This is a genomic window from Flavobacterium sp. RSP49 (genome assembly GCF_003968735.1).
Classification (GTDB): domain Bacteria; phylum Bacteroidota; class Bacteroidia; order Flavobacteriales; family Flavobacteriaceae; genus Flavobacterium.
Window position 1 is genome coordinate 26,907 of sequence record NZ_RYDN01000006.1, and the last position, 26,163, is coordinate 53,069.

The window sequence follows — 26,163 nt, forward strand, 5'->3', positions numbered from 1 at the left end:
ATTTGGATTATCACCTATAAAGTAACATTAATTTTATAACAAATAAAAATTTTTAAAAAATAACAGTTATTTTTTTGAAAATATAATATCTTATTAAAATTTAAATAATTGATTTTAAAGGTGTTAAATTACATTAATAATGGGATATAAAAATTTTTGGGTATAAAAAATCTATTAATTAAAAATAAGATTTGACAAGGTAGTCTAGGATCTTAAATAGTCAAAAACAGCATTTATTTGAAATAGTGCCGGAGCTAAAAATTCGCTAAGCTCTTAAATGAATATTTTAAATCATCCGCATTATTTTTATAACATGAATTTAAATTAGCTTTATTGGATTTTAAAAATTGAATTTTGCTTGCAACTAGATTATTAAAAATTAGAAATTGATTCTGTCCAAATGAAAGATTATAAAAATGCCTTTAATGAAAATTTGTTTGTTTCGATAAATGAAACAAGTATTGTTTTAGAAAATAAAGGGAAAGAAACAATATTCGATTTCACTGAAATTAAACAGATACAAGTTCGAAAAAGGAAAGTTTTTCGCTATGATTTAATGATATTTAATATTTTGATTGCAGGATTGATTTTCGTATTTGTTGAGCCAAACAGTTTTTATCCCACATGTGTATTAGAGTATCTGTTTTTTATTTTCTTTTTGTTTTTCATTCCGCTTTTAATTAAGCGGTGTTCTTATGATATAACGATCAGAGGTAAAAATTCAAACTCTTTTAAATTTAAAATATTAAAAAAAGATTTGAATGAAGCAGCTTTTTTTGTTGTGTTAGTTAAGAATAAAATGAAGAAATAAATGGATTTGTTTCACTGATGTCAATGCAATAAAACCTGCGTTTAATTTGCATTAATATCTATTATTTTTGGTTAAACTTTGTAACTTTGGATTTCAAAAAATAATTAATTTGATCGCAAAAGCTACTATAGATACTGTTTTCGAAACTGCTCGGGTAGAGGAGGTTATCGGTGATTTTGTGCAATTAAAGCGCGCAGGGAGTAATTTCAAAGGGCTTAGTCCTTTCTCGGAAGAGCGCTCTCCATCGTTTATGGTTTCCCCAGCTAAGGGAATTTGGAAAGATTTTAGTTCTGGAAAAGGAGGAAATTCAGTTGCTTTTTTAATGGAACATTCCCATTTTACTTACCCGGAAGCCATACGATATTTAGCCAAAAAATACAATATAGAAATTGAGGAAACCGAGCAATCGGATCAGGAGAAAGCCATTACAGATGTACGGGAAAGTATGTATTTGGTCTCTGAGTTTGCAAAAAATTATTTTCATAACACTCTTTTTAATTCTGAAGAAGGCAAAGCAATAGGGTATTCTTATTTTAAAGAAAGAGGATTTACTGCGGATACAATTAAGAAATTTAGTTTGGGATATTCCCCTGAAAGTTGGGATGCCTTTACCAAAGAAGCCTTAGGGAAAGGTTATAAATTAGAGTTTCTAGAAAGTACTGGACTCACAATTCCAAGGGATGACAGGCCTTTTGACAGGTTCAAAGGTCGTGTTATGTTTCCTATAGAAAGTATGTCAGGACGAGTACTTGGTTTTGGAGGCAGAATTCTTACCAACGATAAAAAAGCGGCAAAATACTTGAATTCACCGGAGAGTGAAATTTACCATAAAAGTAAAGTGCTGTATGGTATTTTTCAGGCCAAACAATCAATAGCCAAATTAAATAATTGTTATTTAGTCGAAGGATACACTGATGTAATTCAGTTCAACCAATCCGGAATTGAAAATGTCGTTGCTTCCTCAGGCACGGCGCTTACACCGGATCAAATCCGTTTAATAAACAGATTAACAAAAAATATCACAGTGCTTTTTGATGGTGATGCTGCGGGTTTACGGGCTTCTGTGCGTGGAATTGATTTAATTTTAGAGGAAGGGATGAATGTAAAAGTGTGTACGTTTCCTGATGGGGAAGATCCGGACAGTTTTGCAAAAAAAACATCTTATGAAGCGTTAGTTTTATACTTAGAGAATAACGCAAAAGATTTTATTCAGTTCAAAGCCTCTCTTTTGATGAATGAAGCGAAAAATGATCCCGTCAAAAAAGCAGATCTTATACGGGACATGGTCGTCAGTATTTCGAAAATTCCGGACAGGATTCAACGAGAAATTTATATACAGGAATGTTCCAGAATAATGGCTATTTCAGAACAGGTTTTACTGAGCACTTTGGCGCAATTAGTCCAAAAAGATAGTATCGAAATTGAAAAAAAACACAAACAAAAGCAATTGCAGAATGCTTTTGAATATGTTAAAAATGACGACACGCTCCAGACTGATAAAGTAGATTCACTGTATCGATTTGAACGAAAAATAATTGAAATCCTATTGCTTTATGGTAATAAGACTGAGAAATTTGAAGAAGTTTTATTAAAGTCAAATAACGACGGAGAAATTGTGGACGTTATTGAAATAAAAGAATTAAAAGTTTTTCAGAAAATATATTTGAGTTTGCAAGATGATGAAGTAGAATTTGCAAGTCCTATATTTAGAGATATATACAAAAATTTAATCGATTATTATTTGCAAAATGAGGATTCGGGACTTGATAAGTATATAATTCACTATCAGTCAGGTGTTCCGGATGAAGTAACTAATATTATTATGGAAGACGAAAAAAATGTTTTGCACAATTGGACGGGTCAAAATATTTTCCCTAAAAGTAAAGAAGAAATGTTAAATCAGGATGTTTCGGACACATTGCTTACTTTGCGATGGTTTCTGCTTAGTGAGATTATTGAAGAGTTGAAAAACTCCGTTTCTAACGATCCGGAATCAGATAATATGGAGTCATTGTCTTTAGCAATGAGTTATATCGAGTTGCGAGGTAAGTTTTCAAAAAAATTAGGGAGGGTTGTGGTACGATATCATTAAAGACTACATAATCTATAAATCAAAAGCGCGGTATCTCTGAAATTTAATACAGAGATACAGCGCTTTTATTAATAGTAATGAATCACATGCAAACCATTCTTTTTTTTGAAATTGCCTAGACGTGGTTAGGCCTCAATGGTACTAAACGATTTCTAACGTTTTTGCTTTGTTTACTAAATCTACTAGATTAGTGACATTTAGTTTTGTTAACAATCGCAATTTGTACGTACTAATCGTTTTTTCATTTAGTTTAAGAATAGTTGCGATCTCGTGGTTTTTCTTTCCATCACTTAGGTAACGCAAAACCTCCACTTCCCGGTTGGAAAGCTTACGATACAATCTTTCACTCTTGCTTTGTTTTGCAATTAAGGCTAAATTTTTCTTTACAGTCTCATTCATGATTATTTTTCCTTGGTGGACTTTAACAATCGACTGACCTAAGGTTTCTAGTTTTTCAGATTTGTGCACAAAGCCAGATACTCCGGCTTTAATGGCATTTGGCGCATAAATCTGTTCTGAAAGACCACTGAAGATAATGATTTTAGTTTTTGGGAAATTTTTCAAAAGTGCTTTCACTTCAAAAATACTGGAAAGACCTTCCAGTTCCAAGTCTAATATCAATACATCAATGTCTTTTGTTAAAAGTATATCCCGTACCATCAAAAAGTTACCAACATTGGCTACTACTGATATCTCGGCATTGTCTTTAAAGTAAGATTTTACTCCAAAATGCACAACGGGGTAATTGTCGGCTATACATACTTTAATCATGATTTTAGTTTTTTAGAATTATTTGTTATTGGAAATGTAAAATTAATAAATAAATTCTGTAATTAATTGTAAATCAATATAAAATATCATTTCTTTAATCTTTTGGGATAAAACAAACGGGTATTGCGGTCATTTTATGTTGATTATTAGTGTTTAATCGCTTGTAGATTTCAAAAACAATTTTGTCTCTTCCGGTAAAATCTTCGATTGATTTTCCAGTGTGATCTTCTGCCATTGCCCACTCTAGCTCATCATAACTGGCGCCCAATTGATCTTCATCTGTTCTTTCGTCTCCAAATAATCCGTCGGTGGGTGATGCTTTCAAAATAGAATCTGGAATTTTTAAATAGTTGCCTAAAAGATAGACTTCTGACTTCATTAAGTCGGCAATAGGGCTTAAATCTACACCTCCATCGCCATATTTAGTATAAAAACCAACGCCAAAATCCTCTACTTTATTTCCCGTTCCGGCAACTAATAAACAATGAATGCCTGCAAAGTAATACAATGTGGTCATTCTTAAGCGAGCGCGGGTGTTAGCTAAGGATAGGTTTACTTTAGAAAGATCTGAATGATTACCGGGCACTATTTTTTTGAAATTCTCAAAAACAGATGTTAAATCAGCTTCCGCGCTACTAACGTTAGAGAATCTTTTTTTTAATTGTTCGATGTGTTCACGGCCTCTTGTTACATGGCTTTGCGCTTGATGGATGGGCATTTCAATACATAAAACCTGCAATCCGGTTTGGGCGCATAGTGTAGAGGTTACCGCTGAATCAACTCCCCCTGAAATCCCAATAACAAATCCGTTCACTTTAGCATTTTCAGCATATGTTTTTAACCAATTTACAATATGAGTATTTATTTTTTCGACGGATAGTGTCCTTTTTTTAGTCATAATAGTTTACGTTTTAAAAAGTAGGAATGTATATTTGCACACTAAATTATTTGTGCGTGGGTTTCCTTAAATTCTTTAGCAACAAATTTAATTAATAATTATGAAAATAGATCTGTTGTCCCTCGTCTTTTGTCTCTTTTTTTTGTCATGTGATAAGAAAAGTAAAGTAGAGAATACTATTGCTGCAATTCCTGTACAAGTAAAATTAGAACGTTTTGATAAAATATTTTTTGAAACGCCTCAAAAAGACTTAGAGAAAATAAAAAAAGAGTTTCCTTTCTTTTTTCCTCCAGGAAATGACAACAGCGTGTGGCTGAATAAAATGCAGGATCCAATCTGGAGAGAATTATATACGGAAGTCCAAAAAAAATATGCTGATATTGAACCGGTAAAAGAAGAATTAGAAGGGGTGTTTAAGCATATTAAATACTATTTTCCTCAAACAAAAACACCAAAAGTGATTACCGTAATCGCTGAGATGGACTATAATAATAAAGCCATTTATGCAGACAGTCTGGTTATTATCTCACTTGAATTGTATTTAGGGAAAGACCATAAATTTTATCAGTTTCCCAATTATTTAAAACAAAATTTTGAACAAAGACAGATTGCACCAGATGTAGTTTCGAGTTTTTCAAAACGTAAAATCCCTCCTGTTTTAGATAAGGATTTGCTGAGTCAGATGATTTATTGTGGCAAACAATTGTATTTAAAAGACTTGCTTTTGCCAAAGTACACAGCGTCAGAAAAAATAGGGTATACGCCAGAGCAATTATTATGGTGTCAAGAAAATGAAAGTTACATGTGGCGTTATTTTATTGAGAAAGAATTACTTTACAGTAACGATCAAAAGTTAATTCCACGATTTATAAATCCAGCACCATTTTCTAAGTTTTATCTGGAAATAGACAATGAATCTCCGGGCCGGGTTGGTGCCTGGATCGGATGGCAAATAGTGCGATCCTATATGAGTAATAAGAACGCAGGTATTGCAGATCTGTTAAAAAAAGATGCGAAAGAAATATTTAAACAATCAAAATACAAACCTAAAAAGTAATGTCAAATACACACACCTCAGAAATTAAGTTTCTAATCGAATTAGATGAAAATAAGGTTCCGGAAAAATTAATGTGGACCGCTAAAGATGGCGGAGTAGAGCTGGAGGAAGCCAAAGCAATAATGTTGTCTATATGGGATAGCAAAGCAAAAGAAAGCATGCGCATTGATTTGTGGACAAAAGAAATGCCGGTAGATGAAATGAAAATTTTCTTTCATCAGACTTTAGTAGCAATGTCTGAAACATTTAAACGAGCCACCGATGATGAAAAAATGGCAGATACCATGAAAGATTTTTGTGATTATTTTGCGGAAAAATTAGAACTCACAAAATAAACAAGATATTATTTACTAAAAAATCCCAAGATTTTATTCAATCTTGAGATTTTTTGGTAAAATGATTTTAGATTTTTTTTTCTAAAATTGGCTGTTGTTTTTAAAAACTTCCTGATTTACTTCTTCTATGTAATTCAATACGTCCTCTTTTCCGGTAGATTCAGTCGCTGATGTGACAAAGTAATGGGGCATTTCGGCCCAGTTATTTGCAAACATTTTCTTTTTATAAGCGGCTACGTGAGAGTCTATTTTTACCTTGCTGATTTTGTCTGCTTTCGTGAAAACAATACAAAAAGGAATTTCGCTTTCCCCCATATACGACATGAATTCAATGTCAATAGTTTGCGCTTCGTGGCGAATATCAATCAAAACAAAAGCACAAACAAGTTGTTCTCTGGTCTCAAAATAATCAGTGATAAATTCTTGAAAAATAGATTTTGTTTTTTTAGAAACTTTTGCATAACCATAACCGGGCAGATCGACAAGAAACCAATTGTTGTTAATTAAAAAATGATTGATCAATTGGGTTTTTCCTGGTCTACCGGATGTTTTAGCTAATTTTTTTTGGTTGGTCAGCATATTGATCAAAGAGGATTTTCCTACATTTGATCGGCCTATAAAAGCATATTCCGGTAAAAAGTCTTTTGGACATTTTGTCACATCAGAGTTGCTAATAACAAATTCGGCGGTATTAATTTTCATTTTTGCTAGGTATAAAATTCTCCTTTTACGATTTGTGTACGGATAAATGAGTGCTTGTAAGCCACTCCTCAAGTAAGCGATTGAATTCCTCTGGATGTTCCATCATAGCTGCATGACCACAGTTATTGATCCAATATAAAGTAGAATTAGGTAATAATTTATTGAACTCTTCTGCTACATCTGGAGGGGTGACTTTGTCATTTTTTCCCCAAATAAGACAGGTTTGAACATGCATTTTAGGTAAATCTTTTGCCATATTATGGCGAATGGCACTTTTTGCAATAGTCAGTGTTTTGATCAATTTCATGCGGTCGTTAACAGACTCGTACACTTCGTCTATAAGATCTTTAGTCGCAACTTTTGGATCAAAAAATACATCTTCTGCTTTTTTCTTAATGTATTCATAGTCCCCCCTTTTTGGGTAGCTATCTCCCATAGCGCTTTCGTAAAGACCTGAACTTCCAGTTATTACAAGACCAGCCACTTTTTCAGGATACATTTTAGTGTGATACAATGCAATATGGCCGCCAAGTGAATTTCCTAAAAGGATAACACGATCTAATCCTTTAAATGTGATGAAATCCTTAACATATTTCGCAAAACTTTTTACGTTAGTTTTTAAAATATTTTGAGTATATATCGGTAAATCTGGAATAATTATTTTATATCCTCTTGTAGAAAAGTAGCTCGCAACGGCATCAAAGTTGCTTAGTCCCCCCATAAGTCCGTGTAAGATTACGATTGGAGTTCCTTCACCAGCTTCATAATAGCTGTATCTGCCTTCTTTTTTATAGTGTTTTTCCATTTTTTGTAAATACGGATTTTCAATTTTGACAAATATAGGATTTAATAAATAAAAATGGATTTTTAGAACAATTTTTAATTGTAAAATTATCCTGCTTTGGGTGAAATTCAGTTATTTTTTTTTAGAATTTAGCAACAAATTTCTATGTAAATGCCTTTTATTTTTACATTAAAAAAATCAAATGTCATTGGTTTTGGGAGTCTTTTTTCTATAACGATCTCTTTCTTACAAATTAAGCAGAATGGGTTAATGGCCTGATTGTCCAAAAAGTAAGGTTTTTTGTTTGAAAGTGGTTAAACTTATTAACAAAGTGGGATATAGTGGTATATAGTGGTAATATTTTTTATATTTTTGCTTAACATCATTTAATACTTTTTCTTGGATACAATTATTGGAACATATGAATGTAAAGTTGATGCTAAAGGAAGGGTGCTGTTGCCAGCGCCTTTGAAAAAGCAATTGGCGCCTTCACTTCAAAACGGATTTGTTTTGAAGCGTTCCGTTTTTCAGCCCTGTCTGGAATTATATCCCATGGAGGAGTGGAATGTAATGATGCAAAAAATCAATAAACTCAATCGGTTTGTAAAGAAAAATAATGACTTCATCCGCAGGTTTACTGCAGGTGTAAAAGTGGTTGAGATCGATGCGTTAGGACGGTTATTAGTGCCTAAAGATTTAGTGGTTTTTGCCAGTATTACAAAAGACGTTGTGTTTTCTTCAGCGGTAAACATTCTGGAGATTTGGGATAAAGAATGGTATGAAAAATCAATAAATGGCGAAGACGTTGATTTTGCAGATTTAGCAGAGGAAGTAATGGGAAATATAAATGACGACGACAATGGAATATCATAATCCGGTTTTGCTTCAGGCATCAGTAGATGGTTTAAATATTAAGCCAGATGGCATTTATGTTGATGTCACTTTTGGGGGTGGCGGTCACTCAAAAGAAATTTTGAAAAGACTGGGGCCGGAAGGAAAGTTGTTTGCTTTTGATCAGGACGAAGATGCGTTAGCAAATGCTTTGCCGGACGAAAGATTCGCACTGATTAACGAGAATTTTCGTTTTATAAAGAGGTTTTTGCGTTTTTACGGGGTGAAAAGTGTGGATGGTATCTTAGCAGATTTAGGTGTTTCATCGCATCAGTTTGATGTTCCGGAAAGAGGTTTTTCGACGCGTTTTGATGCCGATCTGGATATGCGAATGAGTAAAAAAAATGATTTGAATGCTCATCGGGTGGTTAATGAATATGATGAAGCAAATCTAAAAAGAGTGTTTTTAGATTATGGCGAATTGAAAAATGCTCCAGTTTTGGCAAGAACAATTGTTGAGGCGAGAGAGTTGCAACCAATCAAAACAACAGATGAGTTGAAAGCCATTTTGGCGCGATATTTACCGGAAAGAGTTCGAAATAAAATATTAGCCCAAATATATCAGGCCATTCGAATTGAGGTAAATCAGGAAATGGATGTTTTGAAAGAGTTTTTGGAGCAATCTCTGGAAATATTAAATCCAGTAGGCAGATTAAGTGTAATATCTTATCATTCCTTAGAAGACAGATTGGTAAAAAGATTTATCAAAAACGGGATGTTTGAAGGAGAGCCGGAAAGAGATTTTTTTGGTAATTTTTCTGTTCCTTTTAAAACCATTGGTAAACTAACAGTTCCGAATGCCGAAGAAATAAAAGCAAATAACAGAGCGCGAAGCGCAAAATTAAGAATTGCCGAAAAAATATAATCCCCACCCGGCCTCGCCAAAAGGGAGGAGCCAAAGAGGAAAAATAAATAGTAACTTTTAATATCTCGGTTCCCTCTCCTTTGGAGAGGGTCGGGGAGAGAACAAATGAAAAACGGAGTGTATAGCATATTGAAAGCGAAGTTTCTTATTGATGATGATGCTGTCAAAAACTGGCGGTTCATTGTTTTTATCCTTTTGTTAGCTATTGTTATGATTGCAAATACTCAGCGATTTGAGCAAAAAGTATTTAAAATTACGGAGCTCACCGGACGGGTTAAAGAGTTGCGTTCCGAATTTGTAGATCGGCGGTCTGAGTTAATGAAATTAAAAATGGAATCAACGGTTTCTGAAAAAATGATAGAAAAAGAAATCTTTCCTTCAACAGTTCCGCCAATTAAAATAAAAGTTAAAAAAGAGGAAGATAAAAGCTTCTTTAAAAAATTATGGCAGTAGAAGATAAATACATATCCTACAGAATTTATCTGGTCGCATTTGGAATTTTCCTGATGGCGATCGCGATAGCCGTAAAATTAACAAATATTCAATGGGTAGAGGGTGATTATTATAGAAAATTAGCCAAACAAAGAACCGTTAAAAATTTTATTATTCCGGCCAATAAGGGGAATATTTATTCTGCTGATGGAAGTCTTTTGGCTACATCAATTCCAAATTATGAAATACGCTTTGATGCACTTGCTTCAAAAACAGAATTATTTGAGAAGAATGTGAAACCATTATCAGACTCTTTGGCTCTATTGTTAGGGAAATCAGCAAATTATTTTGAAAATGAATTAAGAAAAGCCCGGGGCAATAAAAACAGATATTATTTAGTGGCCCGAGATTTAAGTTATACAGAATATGTTAGAATCAAAGGGTTTCCTTTATTTAATCTTGGTGCTTATAAAGGAGGAATTATTGTAGAACAGGAAACCATAAGAGAGCATCCTATTGGAAAAATTGCAGAACGTACTGTAGGGTATGAGCGAACATCAAACGGGCAATCGCTGGATGGAAAAGGAATTGAATGGGCTTTTAGGAATTATTTAAATGGTAAAGACGGTAAAATATTAAAACAGAAAATAGCCAAGGGACAGTGGAAGCCCATACGCGATGTTAATGAAGTAGACCCTCAGGATGGCTATGATGTGATATCAACAATTGATGTTTATATTCAGGATATCGCACATCATGCTTTGCTTAAACAGTTGGAATTGTATCAGGCAGATCATGGTTCTGTAGTGGTTATGGAAACTAAAACGGGTCATGTGAAAGCAATTTCTAATTTAGGACGAGCAAAAGACGGAACGTACTACGAAACCACTAATTACGCAGTAGCGGAGTCTCATGAACCGGGTTCTACCTATAAATTAGCGGATTTGATGGCACTTCTGGAAGATAAAAAAGCGGATACCAGTTCTGTTTATGATAGCAAAGGAGGCGTCGTTGTATATTCAGGTAAAAAAGTGCGTGATTCCCACAAAGGCGGTTATGGAAAAATTTCTTTAGCAAGAGGTTTTGAACTTTCGTCTAATACCATCATGGTTCAGGCGGTGTATGAAGCGTACAAAAATAACCCGTCGCAATTTGTCAATCATCTTAATGATTTTGGATTAAACAAAACTTTAGGACTCTCCATCAAAGGGGAGGGCGTGCCTTATATCCCTCAGCCAGGCGATAAAAACTGGTCAAACATTTCGCTTCCTTGGATGGCTTTTGGATATGGAGTCCACATAACTCCCATGCAGACACTGGCATTTTATAATGCGGTTGCCAATGATGGGGAAATGGTAAAGCCTCAATTTGTTTCTGAAATTAAAGAATGGAATAAAACAATCAAAAAATATGAGAAAGAAGTTTTGAATCCAAGAATTTGTTCTCAAGAAACGATATTGAAATTGCAGGCAGTTCTGGCAAATGTTGTCAAAAAAGGAACGGCTTCTAAATTATATTCAAAAGATTTTTCGATGGCAGGAAAAACAGGAACAGCGGCGGTGAATTACGGAAAGGCTGGAGGAGCTGGAAAATATTATGCGTCGTCTTTTGTGGGTTACTTCCCGGCAGACAAACCAATGTATTCTTGTATAGTTGTGGTGCATAAACCAAGTACAGCGCTAAATAATTATTACGGTGCGGATGTGGCTGGGCCCGTTTTTAAGAGAATCGCACAAAAAATATTTACCGATGCACCTTCGACAAATGAAATTAAAAATTTAGATAGAAAGATACCAAAACAAGAAAATAATTATGATTCTTATTTTGTGAAATCTCAGAACAAACAACAGTTTATACCCAATGTAAAAGGAATGCCAGGTATGGACGCTGTTGCTTTATTAGGAAATTTGGGAGTCAAAGTAAAGGTCGTAGGAGTTGGAAAAGTGAAAAAACAGTCGCTTGAAGCGGGACAAAATATTCTAAAAAACACAACGATACTATTGGAATTATCATGAGTATACTAAAAGATATATTATACAAGGTAGCCATTGAAGGCGAAATAGGTTCGACGGATATTGCTGTAAACAAAATAGATTTCGATTCTAGAAAAATTGGGTCTAACGATGTTTTTGTAGCAATTCGTGGGTCAATATCAAACGGTCATGATTTTATAGGAAAAGCAATTGAATTAGGAGCAGTCGCTGTGATTTGCGACACATTTCCGGAAATTATTGAAAAAGGAATTACGTACGTTCAGGTAAAAGACACGAATTCAGCCTTGGCATTTATGGCCTCTAATTATTTTGGGGATTCTTCTAAGAACCTGAAATTGATTGGAATTACAGGAACAAACGGGAAAACTACCATTGCTTCTTTGTTGTATCAATTATTTAAAAAGGCAGGGCTTAAAGTGGGATTACTCTCGACAGTTAAAATTTTAGTTGATGATATTGAATATAAAGCCACACACACGACTCCGGATTCGATTACTATAAATTACTATTTGAATGAAATGGTGAAAAACGGAGTCGACTATTGTTTTATGGAAGTCAGTTCTCATGGGATTCACCAAAAAAGAACCGAAGCCTTACATTTTGTAGGAGGTATTTTTACTAATTTGTCTCACGATCATTTGGATTATCATCCAACGTTTGCAGAATACAGAGATGTAAAGAAGGCCTTCTTTGATAATTTGCCTAAAACTGCCTTCGCATTATCTAATATTGATGATAAAAATGGGCAAGTAATGTTACAAAATACAGCAGCCAAAAAATGCAGTTATGCCTTAAAATCGTATGCGGATTATAAAGCGCAAATCTTGGAAAATCAATTGTCCGGTTTGTTGTTGAAAATAAACGGAAATGAAGTTTGCGTTAAACTGATAGGAACATTTAATGCGTATAATTTAGTAGCTATTTATGGAGCAGCAGTCGAATTAGGAATGGAAAGTCTGGAAGTACTTCGTTTATTGTCGGATTTAGAAAGTGTTTCGGGACGTTTTCAATTTATTGTTTCTGCTTCAAATATTACGGCTATTGTAGATTATGCTCATACGCCGGATGCTTTAGAAAACGTACTAAAAACCATCAATGATATTCGCACCAAAAACGAACAGTTGATCACCGTTGTGGGGTGCGGTGGTAATAGAGACAAAAGCAAGCGCCCTATTATGGCCGGAATTGCCGCTGAATGGAGTGATAAAGCAATTTTCACTTCGGATAATCCAAGAAATGAAAATCCGGAAGTGATTATCACCGAAATGGAACACGGTGTCACCGCTCAAAACTATAAAAAAGTGCTGTCAATTAGTGATAGAAAGCAAGCCATAAAAACCGCATGTCAATTGGCACAGCCCAACGATATTATTTTAATTGCTGGAAAAGGGCATGAGACGTATCAGGAAATAAATGGAATTCGTCTTGATTTTGATGACATGGAAATAGTTAAAGAAATACTAGGCCAACTGGGGTAATAAAAGTTTAACCGGAGTAACTGTTTATTTGTCTATGGGAATATCCAAATAACCGATTAACCAAATAACCAAAAAAAGATAAACCAAATAAACAAAGAGATATGCTATACTATTTATTTGAATATTTAGACAAAACACTTGATGTTCCGGGAACTGGTGTTTTTCAGTACATCACTTTTAGATCTGCACTAGCATTGATGCTATCGTTGTTGTTATCAACAATTTACGGAAAAATTATAATCCGCTTTTTGCAAAGACAGCAAGTAGGTGAAACCGTACGCGAGCTGGGTTTAGCTGGTCAGAACGAAAAAGCGGGGACGCCGACCATGGGTGGATTAATCATTATTTTTGCTACGCTGGTACCGGTATTATTATTTGCAAAATTGCATAATATATACATTGTATTATTGATTGTTACTACGCTTTGGATGGGGACTATTGGTTTTATAGATGATTATATTAAAATTTTCAAAAGAGACAAACAAGGATTAAAAGGAATATTTAAGGTTGTTGGTCAAGTAGGTTTAGGTCTCATTGTGGGAACCGTCTTGTATTTTCATGCCGGGGTTACAGTGAGAACGGATATTGGTAATGCCAATTTTTTCAAGGCTTCTACTGAAAATGTTGGTATCAAAACGCCACTTGAAGAAAAATCAACTGCAACAACGATTCCTTTTTTTAAAAACAATGAATTTGATTATGCAGAACTATTAGCATGGACTGGGGAAGGATATGAAAAATGGGCTTGGTTGATTTTTATTCCGGTTGTTATTTTTATTATCACCGCTGTTTCTAATGGAGCTAATTTGACTGATGGAATAGATGGTTTGGCAGCAGGAACATCCGCAATTTCAGTATTGGCACTGGGAATATTTACGTTTGTTTCGGGAAATATTATTTTCTCTAATTATTTGAACATCATGTATATACCTAGTTCAGGGGAAATGACAGTCTTTATTGCGGCTTTTGTTGGATCCTTAATCGGGTTTCTTTGGTACAATTCGTATCCGGCATCTGTTTTTATGGGTGATACAGGAAGTTTAACAATAGGCGGAATTATTGCAGTTCTGGCAATTGCAGTGCGAAAAGAAATGCTGATTCCTTTATTGTGCGGTATTTTTCTTGTCGAAAATTTATCTGTGGTTCTTCAGGTCGGTTATTTCAAGTATACCAAGAAACGCTTTGGCGAAGGCCGAAGAATATTTTTAATGTCGCCTTTGCATCACCATTATCAGAAAAAGGGCTATCACGAAAGTAAAATTGTGACCCGGTTTTGGATTGTTGCCATCATGCTGGCCATTTTGTCAATCGTTACTTTAAAATTAAGATAACATGAGGCTAGTAGTTTTAGGTGGAGGCGAAAGCGGTGTTGGCACTGCTATTCTGGGTAAGAAAAAAGGATATGATGTTTTTGTGTCTGATTTTGGAAAGATAAAAGAGAATTACAAAGAGGTTCTTCTTATTAATGAAATTGCTTGGGAAGAGCAGGTGCACACGGAAGAATTGATTTTGAATGCTGATGTGGTGATGAAAAGTCCCGGAATTTCGGATAATTCTCCAATTGTAAAAAAATTAAAGGAGAAAGGAATCTCGGTAATTTCTGAAATTGAGTTTGCTGCTCCTTACACTGAGGCTACCATTATAGGGATAACTGGGAGTAACGGAAAGACCACCACTACAATGCTGACGCATCATTTGTTAAAAGCAGCAGGGCTAAATGTAGGATTGGGGGGCAATATAGGAAAGAGTTTTGCCTGGCAAGTTGCTGATAATAAATATGATTTGTATGTGCTTGAATTGAGTAGTTTTCAGCTGGACGGGATTGAAAATTTCAAACCGCATATTGCCATAATTACCAATATAAGCCCGGATCATCTGGATCGATATAATTATAAATATGAAAATTATATTGACGCAAAATTCAGGATTACAATGAATCAGACTCAGGAGGATTACCTCATTTACGATGCGGATGACGAAGCCATCAGTGAATGGTTCAAAACACACACAACAAAGGCGAAATTAATTCCTTTTTCATTGACTAAAACATTCAACGAAGGAGCTTATATACAAAACAACAAAATGGAGATAAAGATTAATCAGGAAGAGTATACAATGGACACTGAATACATTGCTTTAGAAGGGAAACATAACATGAAAAACGCAATGGCAGCAACTTCTGTGGCAAAATTAATGCAAATAAGAAAAGCTACAATTCGGGAGAGTCTTTCTAATTTTCAAGGCGTAGAGCATCGTCTGGAGAAAGTTTTGAAAATCCAAAACGTGCAATACATTAACGATTCTAAAGCAACCAATGTTAACGCGACTTTTTTTGCATTAGATAGCATGAACGCACCTACAGTATGGATTGTGGGCGGGGTAGATAAAGGAAATGATTATAATGAATTGATGTCTTTAGTGCGTGAAAAAGTTAAAGCGATTATCTGTCTTGGTGTAGATAATAAAAAGGTAATTGATGTTTTTGGTAATGTGGTCGATATTATGATCGAGGTGTCTAGTATGGATGATGCTGTGAGAATGGCGCAACGATTAACAGAAAAAGGAGACGTAGTGTTATTGTCCCCGGCATGTGCCAGTTTTGATTTATTTGAAAATTATGAGGACAGAGGAAATCAGTTTAAACAAGCGGTTAAAAATTTATAGAAAAAAGGTTTTAGGTTCTAGGTGCTAGGTTTTAGCGCCAAAATCCAAAACCAAAAAAAGCCAAAACCAAAAATGAAGCAACTAATTAACAATTTGAAAGGAGATAAGGTAATTTGGTCATTCGTGGCTTTATTGGCTTTGTTTTCCTTTATGCCTGTTTTTAGTGCGAGTAGTAACTTGGCCTATGTTGGTCGGGGAACCGGAAATACATTGGGCTATTTAGTCAAACATTTGGCTCATATTTGTATTGGTTTTTTAATTATTTACTGGGTTCATAAAGTGCCATATCATTATTTTCGGGCTATTTCTAAAGTAGGATTGCCCGTTGTTTGGGTTTTATTAGCCTATACCTTGATCAAAGGAACAGTTATTGCCGGAGCTAATGCCAGTCGATGGATTCAGGTTCCGTTTATTGGGGTAACGTTCCAAACGTCAACATTGGCCTCAATAGTGTTGTTTATTTTTGTAGCGCGGTACTTGTCTAAAACCAGAGAAGTCCCTATTACTTTTAAGTCTTCTATTTGGGAGCTTTGGACGCCGGTATTCATTACCTTAATGTTTATTTTGCCAGCTAATTTCTCAACAACGGCATTGATTTTTTCGATGGTATTGATGTTGGTTTTTATTGGAAAATATCCTATCAAATACATTGCAGTCATTCTGGGTTCAGGAATTATATTTCTGGCCTTTTTTATTCTGCTTTCAAAAGCGTTCCCTGATTCGAAATTTTTTAGTAGGGTAGGAACTTGGGGAAACAGAATTGAAAGTTTTACCACAGATAAACCAGAGGAAGACGATTACCAAATTGAAAAAGCGAAAATCGCAATTGCATCCGGAAAAATATACGGATTAGGTCCGGGGAAAAGCATTCAAAAGAACTTTTTGCCACAATCTTCCTCTGATTTTATTTTTGCAATTATTGTAGAAGAATATGGGCTCATTGGAGGTTTAGGCGTGCTTACACTATACTTATTGTTGTTGTTCCGATTTGTTATTGCCTCACACAAAGCCACCACGCTCTTTGGGAAATTAGTCGTCATAGGTTTGGGTTTTCCAATGATATTCCAGGCCATGGTCAACATGGCTGTTGCTGTAGAATTATTACCGGTCACTGGACAAACATTACCCTTGATTAGCAGCGGAGGAAGTTCTATCTGGATGACGTGTTTTGCCCTTGGAATCATTATTAGTGTGACCAAAAAAGAAGAAGAGATCGTACAAGAATTGAAAGAAGCAGCCAAAAGGGAAGAAGCACTTCAGAAATTAATCGATAGGGAACTAGAAGAAGAAACAGTGGTTGAGGAATCCTATTCTATTGAAGATAAAGCGAAAAATCCATTGCAGGCAGTTTTAAATAAATAAGTTGTTTTATAAAAACACAATAACGCAGTAATTGATTGAAAATGAAACAGTATAAATTCATATTAAGTGGAGGTGGAACGGGTGGGCATATCTATCCGGCAATTGCTATTGCTAATGAATTGAAAACTCGTTTTCCGGACGCTGATTTCCTTTTTGTAGGGGCCAAAGATAAAATGGAAATGCAAAAAGTACCTCAGGCAGGCTACAAAATAATAGGGTTATGGATTGCAGGATTACAAAGACGATTCACCTTTGTTAACACTCTTTTTCCAATAAAACTGATTAGTAGTTTATTGAAATCACGTACTATAATCAAACAATTTAAACCAGATGTAGTAATAGGAACAGGTGGTTTTGCCAGTGGACCGTTGTTACAGATAGCAGCGCTTTGCGGAATTCCAACACTGATTCAGGAACAAAATTCCTTTCCAGGAATTACCAATAAATTGTTAAGCAAAAGAGCCAACAAGATTTGTGTGGCTTACGAGAATTTACAGCGATTTTTTCCGAAAGAAAAAATGATTTTGACTGGAAATCCAGTGCGTCAGGATTTAATTGATATAGAGAGTAAAAGAGCGGAAGCAGTTCGCTATTTTGATTTAGATCCCAATAAAAAAACGCTTTTGGTATTAGGAGGAAGTCTTGGAGCAAGAAGGATAAATCAGCTGATTGCTAAAGAAATTTCAACTTTTTCAGTCCATAATGTACAAGTGATCTGGCAATGTGGGAAATTGTATTTTGAGGAGTATAAATATTGTCAAGAAAATGAAAACATACAAATTCATTCTTTTATTGACCGGATGGATTTAGTATATGCAGCAGCAGATTTTGTGATTTCCCGGGCAGGAGCATCTTCTGTTTCGGAATTATGCATTGTTGGTAAACCGGTGATTTTTATCCCTTCGCCTAATGTTGCAGAGGATCATCAAACTAAAAATGCGCAAGCTGTAGTAGATAAAAATGGAGCAATTCTGCTTAAAGAAAATCAACTGGACACACAATTTAGTGTTGTTTTTGAGTCCTTGGTCAATGATCCGGAAAAACAGAAAGAACTTAGTGAAAACATAAAACAGTTGGCTCTGCCAGAAGCAACAAAACAAATTGTAGATGAAATAATTAAATTAGTCCAAATCCGAAAGGCATAAAGTCAAATGACTTTAAAACTTTAAGGCTTTAAGACTTTAAGACATAAAAAAATGAACTTAAATCAAATACATAACGTCTATTTTATAGGGATTGGAGGAATCGGAATGAGTAACTTGGCACGTTATTTTCGCAATTTGGGAAAGCAAGTTTCGGGTTATGATAAAACGCCTTCTATTCTTACTACGGAGTTAATTGAAAGTGGAATTTCAATTCATTTCGAAGACAGTATTGATTTGATTCCAAAAGATTTTTATCTAGACAATACACTCGTAATTATTACTCCGGCTGTTCCTAAGACGCATTCAGAGTGGAATTTTTTTGTAGAAAGAAATTACCAAATCAAAAAAAGAGCCGAAGTTTTAGGGTTAATTACAAAAGACACCTTTTGTTTTGCGGTTGCCGGAACACATGGTAAAACAACTACATCAGGGATTTTAGGCCATCTTTTGTACGAAAGTGGTGCTGATGTTACCGCGTTTATTGGTGGAATAGTCGAAAATTATAATTCAAATTTAATAGGAAGCGGTTCAACCGTGACTGTAGTTGAAGCGGATGAATTTGACCGTTCCTTTTTGCATTTGCATCCTAATATTGCATGTATTACCTCAATGGATGCGGATCATTTAGATATTTATGGAACCAGTGAAGCAATAGAAGCTTCTTTCATTGAATTTGCTTCTAAAATAGAAGATAAAAACAATCTTTTCATAACAAAAGAATTGCCATTAGAAGGCATCACTTGTGCAGTAAACGAAGCGGCTGTTTACAAGGCATTTAATGTTAGAGTAGGAAACGGCAGTTACGTTTTTGATGTGCAAACGCCTACCGAAATAATTAGAGATTTACATTTTGGTTTACCAGGAAGACATAATTTAATGAATGCATTAATGGCTATTGCAATGGCTAACTTATTCGGCACCCCAACCGATGCCATTGTAAAAGGCATTGCATCATTTAAAGGGATAAAAAGAAGATTTTCGTACCAAATAAAAACAGATAGAAAAGTATATATAGATGATTATGCGCATCATCCTACAGAGATAAATGCCGTGCATCAAGCAGTCAGCGAATTGTATCCAAATCAAAAAGTATTGGCTGTTTTTCAACCTCATTTGTTTAGTAGAACCAGAGATTTTGTGGATGATTTTGCTAAAAGTTTATCCGCCTTTGATGAGGTTGTTTTATTAGATATTTATCCGGCTCGTGAATTGCCAATGGAGGGTGTTAACGCACAATGGTTGATGAGTAAAATGACTAATAACCATAAAAAAATAGTTTCTAAAGAGGATTTAATTCCAACAATTTTAGCAAGCAATGCTACTGTAATAGTAACAATTGGAGCAGGAGATATTGGAGAATTAGTACCAATCATAAAAAAAGCGATACATGAAAGTATTTAATTGGACTAATATTAGATTACTGCTCATGGTTGTGGTAGTGATTTTTCTTTTTTCGTTTACATCAGATCGAAATAAAAACAGAAAATTGACTAAATCTGTTGTTATTTTTGTAGGGGATAACGATCCTTTTGTACGGGAAGAAACGGTTAATAAATTGTTAATAGAAAATAAAAAAGAGGCATCAAGCATTCAAAAAGTTAATTTAGATTTGAATACGTTGGAAGCCACTCTCGATGCACATGCGATGATTGAAAAATCACACGTATTTGTAACCATTGACGGGGTGTTAAAAGCGGTGGTCAAACAAAAAAATCCCATTGCTAGAGTTTTTGGTGAGGCAGGTTCTTTTTACATTGATTACGAAGGGAATAGAATGCCCTTGTCAACTAATTTTACAGCAAGAGTTCCGCTTGTTTCAGGGAGAATAAATAAAAACAACAACGAAGATTTAACTAGTTTACTGCGCATGATTTATGAAGATGATTTTTTGAAAAAAAACATCATTGGTGTCCAAATTATGCCAAATGGAAGCTTAAAAATGTCAAACAGAAATTTCGACTATCAAATAGATTTTGGTAAATTGATACATGTAGCGCATAAATTTAAAAATTATAAAGCTTTTTTTCAAAAAGCGGTTTTAGACAGTTCGTTGTATAAATATAAGAAAATTGACCTCCGATTTACGGAACAAGTAGTTTGCACTAAATAATAGATAATGGAAAAAGAGAATATTGCAGTAGGTCTAGATATTGGGACAACTAAAATAGTTGCCATGATAGGCAAGAAGAATGAATATGGCAAACTAGAAATTTTAGGTGTAGGAAAATCTAAAAGTTTAGGTGTAGCAAGAGGCGTGGTAAATAATATTACACAAACCATACAGTCAATACAGCAAGCAATTCAAGAAGCCGAAAATAATTCAGGTTATAAAATAAAAGATGTAGTGGTAGGAATCGCGGGACAACACATCCGCAGTATTCAGCATACTGATTATATCAGCAGAAGCAATCCCGAAGAAGTAATTGGAGGGAATGACATTCAGCTTTTGATTGATCAAGTAAATAAATTGGCCATGTTGCCTGGGGAAGAAATCATACATGTTTTGCCGCAAGAATTTAAAATTGACGGACAATCCGAAATCAAAGAGCCTATAGGAATGTATGGCGGACGATTAGAGTCTAGTTTTCATGTTGTAGTGGGTCAAGCTTCTTCTATACGTAATGTGGGTAGATGCATTCAAAGTTCTGGAATTGAATTGTCAGGTTTAACATTAGAACCATTGGCTTCAGCAGATGCCGTTTTGAGTCAGGAAGAAAAAGAAGCTGGCGTTGCACTGATCGATATTGGTGGAGGAACAACAGATTTGGCTATTTTTAAAGATGGTATTATTCGCCACACAGCGGTAATTCCTTTTGGTGGTAATGTCATTACGGATGATATCAAAGAAGGATGCTCGATCATTGAAAAACAAGCTGAATTGTTGAAAGTTAAATTTGGTTCTGCTTGGCCAGGAGAAAATAGAGACAACGAAATTGTTTCCATTCCGGGATTAAGAGGTAGAGAACCAAAAGAAATTTCATTAAAGAATCTTTCCAAAATAATTCATGCGCGTGTTGTTGAGATTGTAGATCAAGTATTTACGGAGGTAAAAGCATACGGTCATGAAGATCCTCGCAAAAAGTTAATTGCAGGGATAGTGCTAACTGGCGGTGGTGCCCAATTGAAACATATCAAGCAGTTAGTAGAATACATTACTGGGATGGATACCAGAATTGGATATCCAAACGAACATCTGGCAGGGAATTCTGACGAGGAGATTTCAAGTCCTTTGTACGCAACAGCTGTTGGGTTAGTAATGAAAAGTATTGAGAATAAATCACAGAGTGCAGTTCGAAAAGATGCTGTAGAACAGCCTAGAACATCGGCTTACAGGGCGGCCGTAGCTGAAAATTTAGTTTATGAAATGCCTGAAAAAGAGGAAGAAGTTGAGAATTTGAAAGAAAAACATAATTCTACCGTAAACAGAATACAGAAAAATTTCTTTGATCGTTATGTTGATAAGATTAAAGATTTTCTGGATAATGCAGAATAGATAGTAAAAACATTCACAAGAATTAATAATAAATATCAAAAACCAAATAAAATGATGAGCAACTCAGAATTTGGAAGTATTTCATTTGATTTACCAAAAAACCAATCAAATGTAATCAAAGTTATTGGTGTAGGTGGAGGCGGAAGTAACGCCATCAATCACATGTTTAAGCAAGGGATCAAAGGCGTAGATTTTATCGTGTGTAATACGGATTCTCAAGCTTTACAGAGTAGTTCTGTGCCTAATAAAATTCAGCTAGGAGTACACTTAACCGAAGGACTTGGTGCAGGAGCAAACCCGGATGTTGGACAGCAATCAGCTATTGAAAGCATTTCCGAGATTGAAAAAATGTTGGATCGCAATACTAAAATGGTATTTATTACAGCCGGAATGGGTGGTGGTACTGGTACGGGTGCTGCACCAGTAATTGCACAATTGGCTAAAGAAAGAGACATTCTTACTGTGGGTATTGTGACTTTGCCTTTCTTGTTTGAAGGGAAAGTGCGTCAGGAACAAGCTTTAATTGGTATAGAAAAATTACGCAAACAAGTCGATTCTTTAATTGTTATCAATAATAATAAATTAAGAGAAGTATATGGAAATCTTGGTTTCAAAGCAGGGTTTTCAAAAGCAGATGAAGTTTTGGCGACAGCTTCAAGAGGTATCGCCGAAGTAATTACGCATCACTACACCCAGAATATCGATTTAAGAGACGCGAAAACAGTATTGTTTAATAGTGGAACGGCTATTATGGGATCTTCTGTTTCTTCAGGTGAAAACAGAGCTAAGGAAGCGATTATTGCCGCTTTAGATTCTCCTTTGTTAAATGATAATAAAATTACAGGTGCCAAAAACGTATTGTTGCTTATCGTTTCTGGAACTAATGAAATTACCATTGACGAAATAGGAGAGATTAATGATCACATACAAGTGGAAGCAGGCCATAACGCTAACATTATCATGGGAGTTGGTGAAGATGAATCCCTGGGGGACGCTATTGCTGTGACCATTATTGCCACAGGATTTGATATCGAGCAACAAAACGAAATTGTAAATACAGAACCCAAAAAAATAATACATACACTTGAGGACGAACAGCGAAGTGTTCATAATCTGACCAACAAGACAGTTGCTGCATTTGATTTGAATATGGAATCACCATCGACAAATTCAAATGAGAGGGTTATTTTTGATTTATTAGAAGATACGGTAGTTGCTCCTGAGCCAGTGGTAACGGTGCCAGTCATTAATAACGAAGAATTATTCGTTATATCTGAATTTATCAAAAATTTAGATGTGACTTTTGAAATTGTTTCTCCAATAACAGATATTGATTTTACAATCACATCACCTGTCGCCGAGGTTAAAGAGCTAAAGACTGTTCAGCCAAAAGCAGCAGAAAGACAGGAACAAACTACATTCTCCTTTGATCTGCCGCTTTTCAAAACAACGCCTGTAGTTCCAGTAGAGGCCAGCAAAGTTTTATTTGAATTGACTCCTGAAACGCGTGATATAAGAGTAAATGAAGCCGTTCAATTTGTTCCGGTAACAGAATTGACAGATAACGGAATCATTAAATATTCTCTTGAAGAATATATGGAGCAAGAAAATGATTTCATGGCAAAACCAGTAGCGAAAACGCCAGAGGTTATAATTCCGGAGGAATTAAATATTACCATGAAACAAGTTGACAGCGCAGCGCATGTCCCAGTTGACTTTCAAGGAATCTCGCCTACTGAAATGACCATCGAAGAATCATTGCGAATGAGAGCAGATGAAAGAAGAAAAAAATTAAAAGAATTCAATTATAAGTTTCATAACAATGTGTCTAAAATTGATGAGTATGAAAAAGAACCGGCTTACAAAAGATTAGGAATAGACATCTCAAACCACCAAACTAATAATACGAATTCTAGAATTTCTGTAGGAACGGATAGTAATAATGATTTGCAGTTGCGTTCGAATAATTCATACTTACACGATAACGTGGATTAATGAACTCAAAATAAACTAAGTAACCCGAAAATTTAATTTAATTTCGGGTTATTTTTTTGTGCAATCTGAACAAGGCAATTTGTTGTTAATTCCAGTAAATTTTTTTAAATTTGTCGGGCATTAAAAAAGCGGTTGTTTGAATTCCCGAAAAAAAAAGCAGGAGCCTTTACTACCCTCTGAACATTCAAAAAAGTAGTGGTTTTATAATGAGCATTTCAATAATCGATTTGATAAATAATCGATTAATAAATAAACACTAAACATTATGAGTTTATCAATACACATCATGGACGAAATTAAAACCGCCATGAGAGCCAAAGACACAGTAGCTCTAGAAGCTTTAAGAGCTATTAAATCTGAAATTCTGCTAGCACAAACCGCTACAGGATCAAAAGAAGAAATCTCAGCGGACGATGAAATAAAATTGCTTCAAAAATTAGTAAAAACCCGTAAGGATAGCGCTAAAATTTTTACAGAACAAAATCGTTTGGATTTGGCTGAACCAGAATTAGCACAAATAGTAGTAATAGAAAAATTCTTGCCAGCACAATTAAGCGAAGCAGAAGTAGAAGCTGTAGTAGCAAAAATCATTGCCGAAACTGGTGCCGCAGGTATTGCAGCAATGGGAAAAGTAATGGGATTGGCCGCAGCACAATTAGGTGGAACTGCTGAGGGGAAAACGATCTCTACTATAGTTAAAAAATTATTGACATAGATTTATGATTTAAGAGTAACAGTTTTATATATAGGATATAAAACTGTTGCTGAATAATCTGATATAATATTGACTGCGTAGTTCAACTGGATAGAATATCAGATTTCGACTCTGAGGGTTGCAGGTTCGAACCCTGCCGTGGTCACTTTAATAAACTCAATTACCTTGCTTTTTGGTAGTTGGGTTTTTTTTTGTTTTTTTGAAAGTGCCAAACCATTGCCAAACCATATTAAAAACACTGAAAATTTAATACATTCGTAACTGTTTGATGATTTCAAATTTTAAACCAACGTTTGAACAACGTAAAACGGTAGCTTGAACAACTACCGTTTTTTTATACGTTAAGGGTTTCCTTGAGCGCGTGAGCGTATTGATTCATTTTTATTAATTATTTTACTTGTACACGCGTCACAGATAGGTGCAAACCTTTATTTTTACATCATAAGTAAATTTTCAATTATGCCCAACGGGTAACGATATCAAATAATTTCATTTTGTCCGATTTAAGTATTTGAAAGTTCGAATGAAATTAATGAAAATTGGAACAAATCAAGGCGAATATTTCTTTGTATATTTGCTACCTCAAAAATAATTTAAATAATGATCGAAGATAAAAACCCACAACGCACAAGTATTGCTCAGTTAGGCGAATTTGGATTGATTGCCCATTTGACAAAAAACTTCAAAATCAATCAGCCTTCAACTTTAAAAGGAATTGGCGATGACGCCGCTGTTTTGGATTTCAAAGATAAAAGAGTAGTAGTTTCGACGGATTTATTGATAGAAGGTGTGCATTTTGATTTGGCATACATGCCCTTAAAACATTTGGGCTACAAAGCGGTAGTGGTCAATGTTTCTGATATTTGCGCCATGAATGCTAAACCCACGCAAATCACGGTTTCAGTAGCAGTTTCTAATCGTTTTCCTTTAGAAGCTTTGGATGAATTGTTTGCAGGAATTACGCATGCTGCAAATGAATACAATGTAGATGTTATCGGTGGGGATACGACTTCCTCCCAGAAAGGGTTAATCATCAGTATAACTGCCATTGGCGAAGCAGATGAAAATGAAATCGTGTATAGAAATGGTGCCAAACAAACAGATTTATTAGTCGTAACTGGCGATATTGGGGCTGCTTATATGGGGTTGCAAGTTTTGGAACGCGAAAAGCAAGTGTTTCAGGTGAATCCAAATTCACAACCGGATTTAGATGCGTACACGTATTTAATTGAACGGCAATTGAAACCTGAAGCACGCAAAGATGTTCGAACTCTATTGCACGCTTTAGAAATAAGACCAACTTCAATGATAGATATTTCAGATGGATTATCGTCTGAGATTATTCATTTGTGCAAACAGTCTAAGGTAGGGTGTAATTTATACGAAGACAAACTACCAATTGATCCAACATTTATTAATGTTTGTGAAGAATTCGATATCGACAGTACCACTGTTGCCATAAACGGAGGCGAAGATTATGAATTGCTTTTCACTATTGCCATGGACGATTTTGAAAAAATCAAAGGGAATCCAAACTTTACAATCATTGGGCACATGACACAAGAAAGCGAAGGCATTCATTTAGTGACTCGTGCCAACACTAAAATAGCATTGAAAGCTCGTGGTTGGGATGCTTTGAGTGTATAGAAATCTCTTTAAAATAAACAAAAAACGACACC

The 26,163-nt window shown here is 35.0% G+C and carries 23 protein-coding genes and 1 tRNA gene; 20 read left to right on the forward strand and 4 right to left on the reverse strand.

Going from position 1 to position 26,163, the window contains the following annotated elements; all coding sequences use genetic code 11:
• Positions 1-400: 400 nt before the first annotated feature.
• Positions 401-811: a hypothetical protein gene (locus EKM02_RS04885; RefSeq protein WP_126452660.1), complete on the forward strand. Its 411-nt coding sequence runs from the start codon at positions 401-403 to the stop codon at positions 809-811.
• Between the two features lie 109 nt (positions 812-920).
• Positions 921-2,903 (forward strand): DNA primase, encoded by a 1,983-nt coding sequence (gene dnaG / locus EKM02_RS04890; RefSeq protein WP_126452662.1) that lies wholly within the window; start codon positions 921-923, stop codon positions 2,901-2,903.
• A 141-nt stretch (positions 2,904-3,044) separates the two neighbouring features.
• Here the strand turns inward: dnaG and EKM02_RS04895 are convergent, their stop codons facing one another.
• Positions 3,045-3,674, reverse strand: coding sequence for a response regulator transcription factor (locus EKM02_RS04895; protein WP_126452664.1), 630 nt, complete (start codon positions 3,672-3,674; stop codon positions 3,045-3,047).
• Positions 3,675-3,768: 94 nt separating this feature from the next.
• Positions 3,769-4,572 (reverse strand): NAD(+) synthase, encoded by an 804-nt coding sequence (nadE, locus tag EKM02_RS04900; protein WP_126452666.1) that lies wholly within the window; start codon positions 4,570-4,572, stop codon positions 3,769-3,771.
• Between the two features lie 100 nt (positions 4,573-4,672).
• Here nadE and gldB point away from each other — a divergent pair, with 100 nt between their 5' ends.
• Both gldB and gldC read left to right on the forward strand, forming a co-directional pair.
• A complete protein-coding gene (gldB, locus tag EKM02_RS04905) occupies positions 4,673-5,629 on the forward strand; it encodes a gliding motility lipoprotein GldB (RefSeq protein WP_126452668.1) in 957 nt (318 codons plus the stop codon).
• Positions 5,629-5,964: a gliding motility protein GldC gene (gene gldC, locus EKM02_RS04910; protein ID WP_126452671.1), complete on the forward strand. Its 336-nt coding sequence runs from the start codon at positions 5,629-5,631 to the stop codon at positions 5,962-5,964. The genes gldB and gldC overlap by 1 nt, the downstream gene beginning before the upstream one ends.
• An 81-nt stretch (positions 5,965-6,045) precedes the next feature.
• Here gldC and yihA read toward each other — a convergent pair whose 3' ends face one another.
• Together yihA and EKM02_RS04920 are read right to left on the reverse strand one after the other, a co-directional pair.
• On the reverse strand, positions 6,046-6,666 hold the full coding sequence (gene yihA / locus EKM02_RS04915) for a ribosome biogenesis GTP-binding protein YihA/YsxC (protein ID WP_126452673.1): 621 nt from the start codon (positions 6,664-6,666) through the stop codon (positions 6,046-6,048).
• Positions 6,667-6,691: 25 nt separating this feature from the next.
• Entirely contained in the window at positions 6,692-7,471 is a 780-nt protein-coding gene (locus EKM02_RS04920; RefSeq protein ID WP_126452675.1) for an alpha/beta fold hydrolase, read from the reverse strand.
• Positions 7,472-7,849: 378 nt separating this feature from the next.
• Here EKM02_RS04920 and mraZ point away from each other — a divergent pair, with 378 nt between their 5' ends.
• The 16 genes from mraZ (at position 7,850) to thiL (ending at position 26,131) form a co-directional block, all read left to right on the forward strand.
• Entirely contained in the window at positions 7,850-8,323 is a 474-nt protein-coding gene (mraZ, locus tag EKM02_RS04925) for a division/cell wall cluster transcriptional repressor MraZ (protein ID WP_126452677.1), read from the forward strand.
• Positions 8,298-9,206 carry a 16S rRNA (cytosine(1402)-N(4))-methyltransferase RsmH gene (gene rsmH / locus EKM02_RS04930; protein WP_199878459.1) on the forward strand — a complete coding sequence of 303 codons (909 nt, stop codon included), beginning with the start codon at positions 8,298-8,300 and terminating at the stop codon, positions 9,204-9,206. The genes mraZ and rsmH overlap by 26 nt, the downstream gene beginning before the upstream one ends.
• Positions 9,207-9,311: 105 nt before the next feature.
• Positions 9,312-9,659 (forward strand): FtsL-like putative cell division protein, encoded by a 348-nt coding sequence (locus EKM02_RS04935; protein WP_126452681.1) that lies wholly within the window; start codon positions 9,312-9,314, stop codon positions 9,657-9,659.
• Entirely contained in the window at positions 9,650-11,653 is a 2,004-nt protein-coding gene (locus EKM02_RS04940; protein ID WP_126452683.1) for a peptidoglycan D,D-transpeptidase FtsI family protein, read from the forward strand. The genes EKM02_RS04935 and EKM02_RS04940 overlap by 10 nt, the downstream gene beginning before the upstream one ends.
• Positions 11,650-13,110, forward strand: coding sequence for a UDP-N-acetylmuramoyl-L-alanyl-D-glutamate--2,6-diaminopimelate ligase (locus EKM02_RS04945; protein ID WP_126452685.1), 1,461 nt, complete (start codon positions 11,650-11,652; stop codon positions 13,108-13,110). Before EKM02_RS04940 ends, EKM02_RS04945 begins: the two co-directional genes overlap by 4 nt.
• A 101-nt stretch (positions 13,111-13,211) precedes the next feature.
• Positions 13,212-14,441, forward strand: a complete 1,230-nt coding sequence (gene mraY / locus EKM02_RS04950; RefSeq protein WP_126452687.1) for a phospho-N-acetylmuramoyl-pentapeptide-transferase — start codon at positions 13,212-13,214, stop codon at positions 14,439-14,441.
• A gap of 1 nt (position 14,442) precedes the next feature.
• On the forward strand, positions 14,443-15,774 hold the full coding sequence (murD, locus tag EKM02_RS04955; RefSeq protein ID WP_126452689.1) for a UDP-N-acetylmuramoyl-L-alanine--D-glutamate ligase: 1,332 nt from the start codon (positions 14,443-14,445) through the stop codon (positions 15,772-15,774).
• Between the two features lie 72 nt (positions 15,775-15,846).
• A complete protein-coding gene (locus tag EKM02_RS04960; protein WP_126452691.1) occupies positions 15,847-17,136 on the forward strand; it encodes an FtsW/RodA/SpoVE family cell cycle protein in 1,290 nt (429 codons plus the stop codon).
• 41 nt (positions 17,137-17,177) lie between these two features.
• Positions 17,178-18,281, forward strand: a complete 1,104-nt coding sequence (murG, locus tag EKM02_RS04965; RefSeq protein WP_126452693.1) for an undecaprenyldiphospho-muramoylpentapeptide beta-N-acetylglucosaminyltransferase — start codon at positions 17,178-17,180, stop codon at positions 18,279-18,281.
• 51 nt (positions 18,282-18,332) lie between these two features.
• Positions 18,333-19,682 carry a UDP-N-acetylmuramate--L-alanine ligase gene (gene murC, locus EKM02_RS04970; RefSeq protein WP_126452695.1) on the forward strand — a complete coding sequence of 450 codons (1,350 nt, stop codon included), beginning with the start codon at positions 18,333-18,335 and terminating at the stop codon, positions 19,680-19,682.
• Positions 19,669-20,391 (forward strand): cell division protein FtsQ/DivIB, encoded by a 723-nt coding sequence (locus EKM02_RS04975; protein WP_126452697.1) that lies wholly within the window; start codon positions 19,669-19,671, stop codon positions 20,389-20,391. Before murC ends, EKM02_RS04975 begins: the two co-directional genes overlap by 14 nt.
• A 6-nt stretch (positions 20,392-20,397) precedes the next feature.
• Positions 20,398-21,774 carry a cell division protein FtsA gene (ftsA, locus tag EKM02_RS04980; RefSeq protein WP_126452699.1) on the forward strand — a complete coding sequence of 459 codons (1,377 nt, stop codon included), beginning with the start codon at positions 20,398-20,400 and terminating at the stop codon, positions 21,772-21,774.
• A 51-nt stretch (positions 21,775-21,825) separates the two neighbouring features.
• A complete protein-coding gene (ftsZ, locus tag EKM02_RS04985) occupies positions 21,826-23,769 on the forward strand; it encodes a cell division protein FtsZ (protein WP_126452701.1) in 1,944 nt (647 codons plus the stop codon).
• 265 nt (positions 23,770-24,034) lie between these two features.
• Positions 24,035-24,484, forward strand: a complete 450-nt coding sequence (locus EKM02_RS04990) for a GatB/YqeY domain-containing protein (RefSeq protein WP_126452703.1) — start codon at positions 24,035-24,037, stop codon at positions 24,482-24,484.
• A 71-nt stretch (positions 24,485-24,555) separates the two neighbouring features.
• Positions 24,556-24,629, forward strand: a tRNA-Arg gene (locus EKM02_RS04995).
• 455 nt (positions 24,630-25,084) lie between these two features.
• Positions 25,085-26,131, forward strand: a complete 1,047-nt coding sequence (gene thiL, locus EKM02_RS05000) for a thiamine-phosphate kinase (protein ID WP_126452705.1) — start codon at positions 25,085-25,087, stop codon at positions 26,129-26,131.
• The last annotated feature ends 32 nt before the right edge of the window (positions 26,132-26,163 follow it).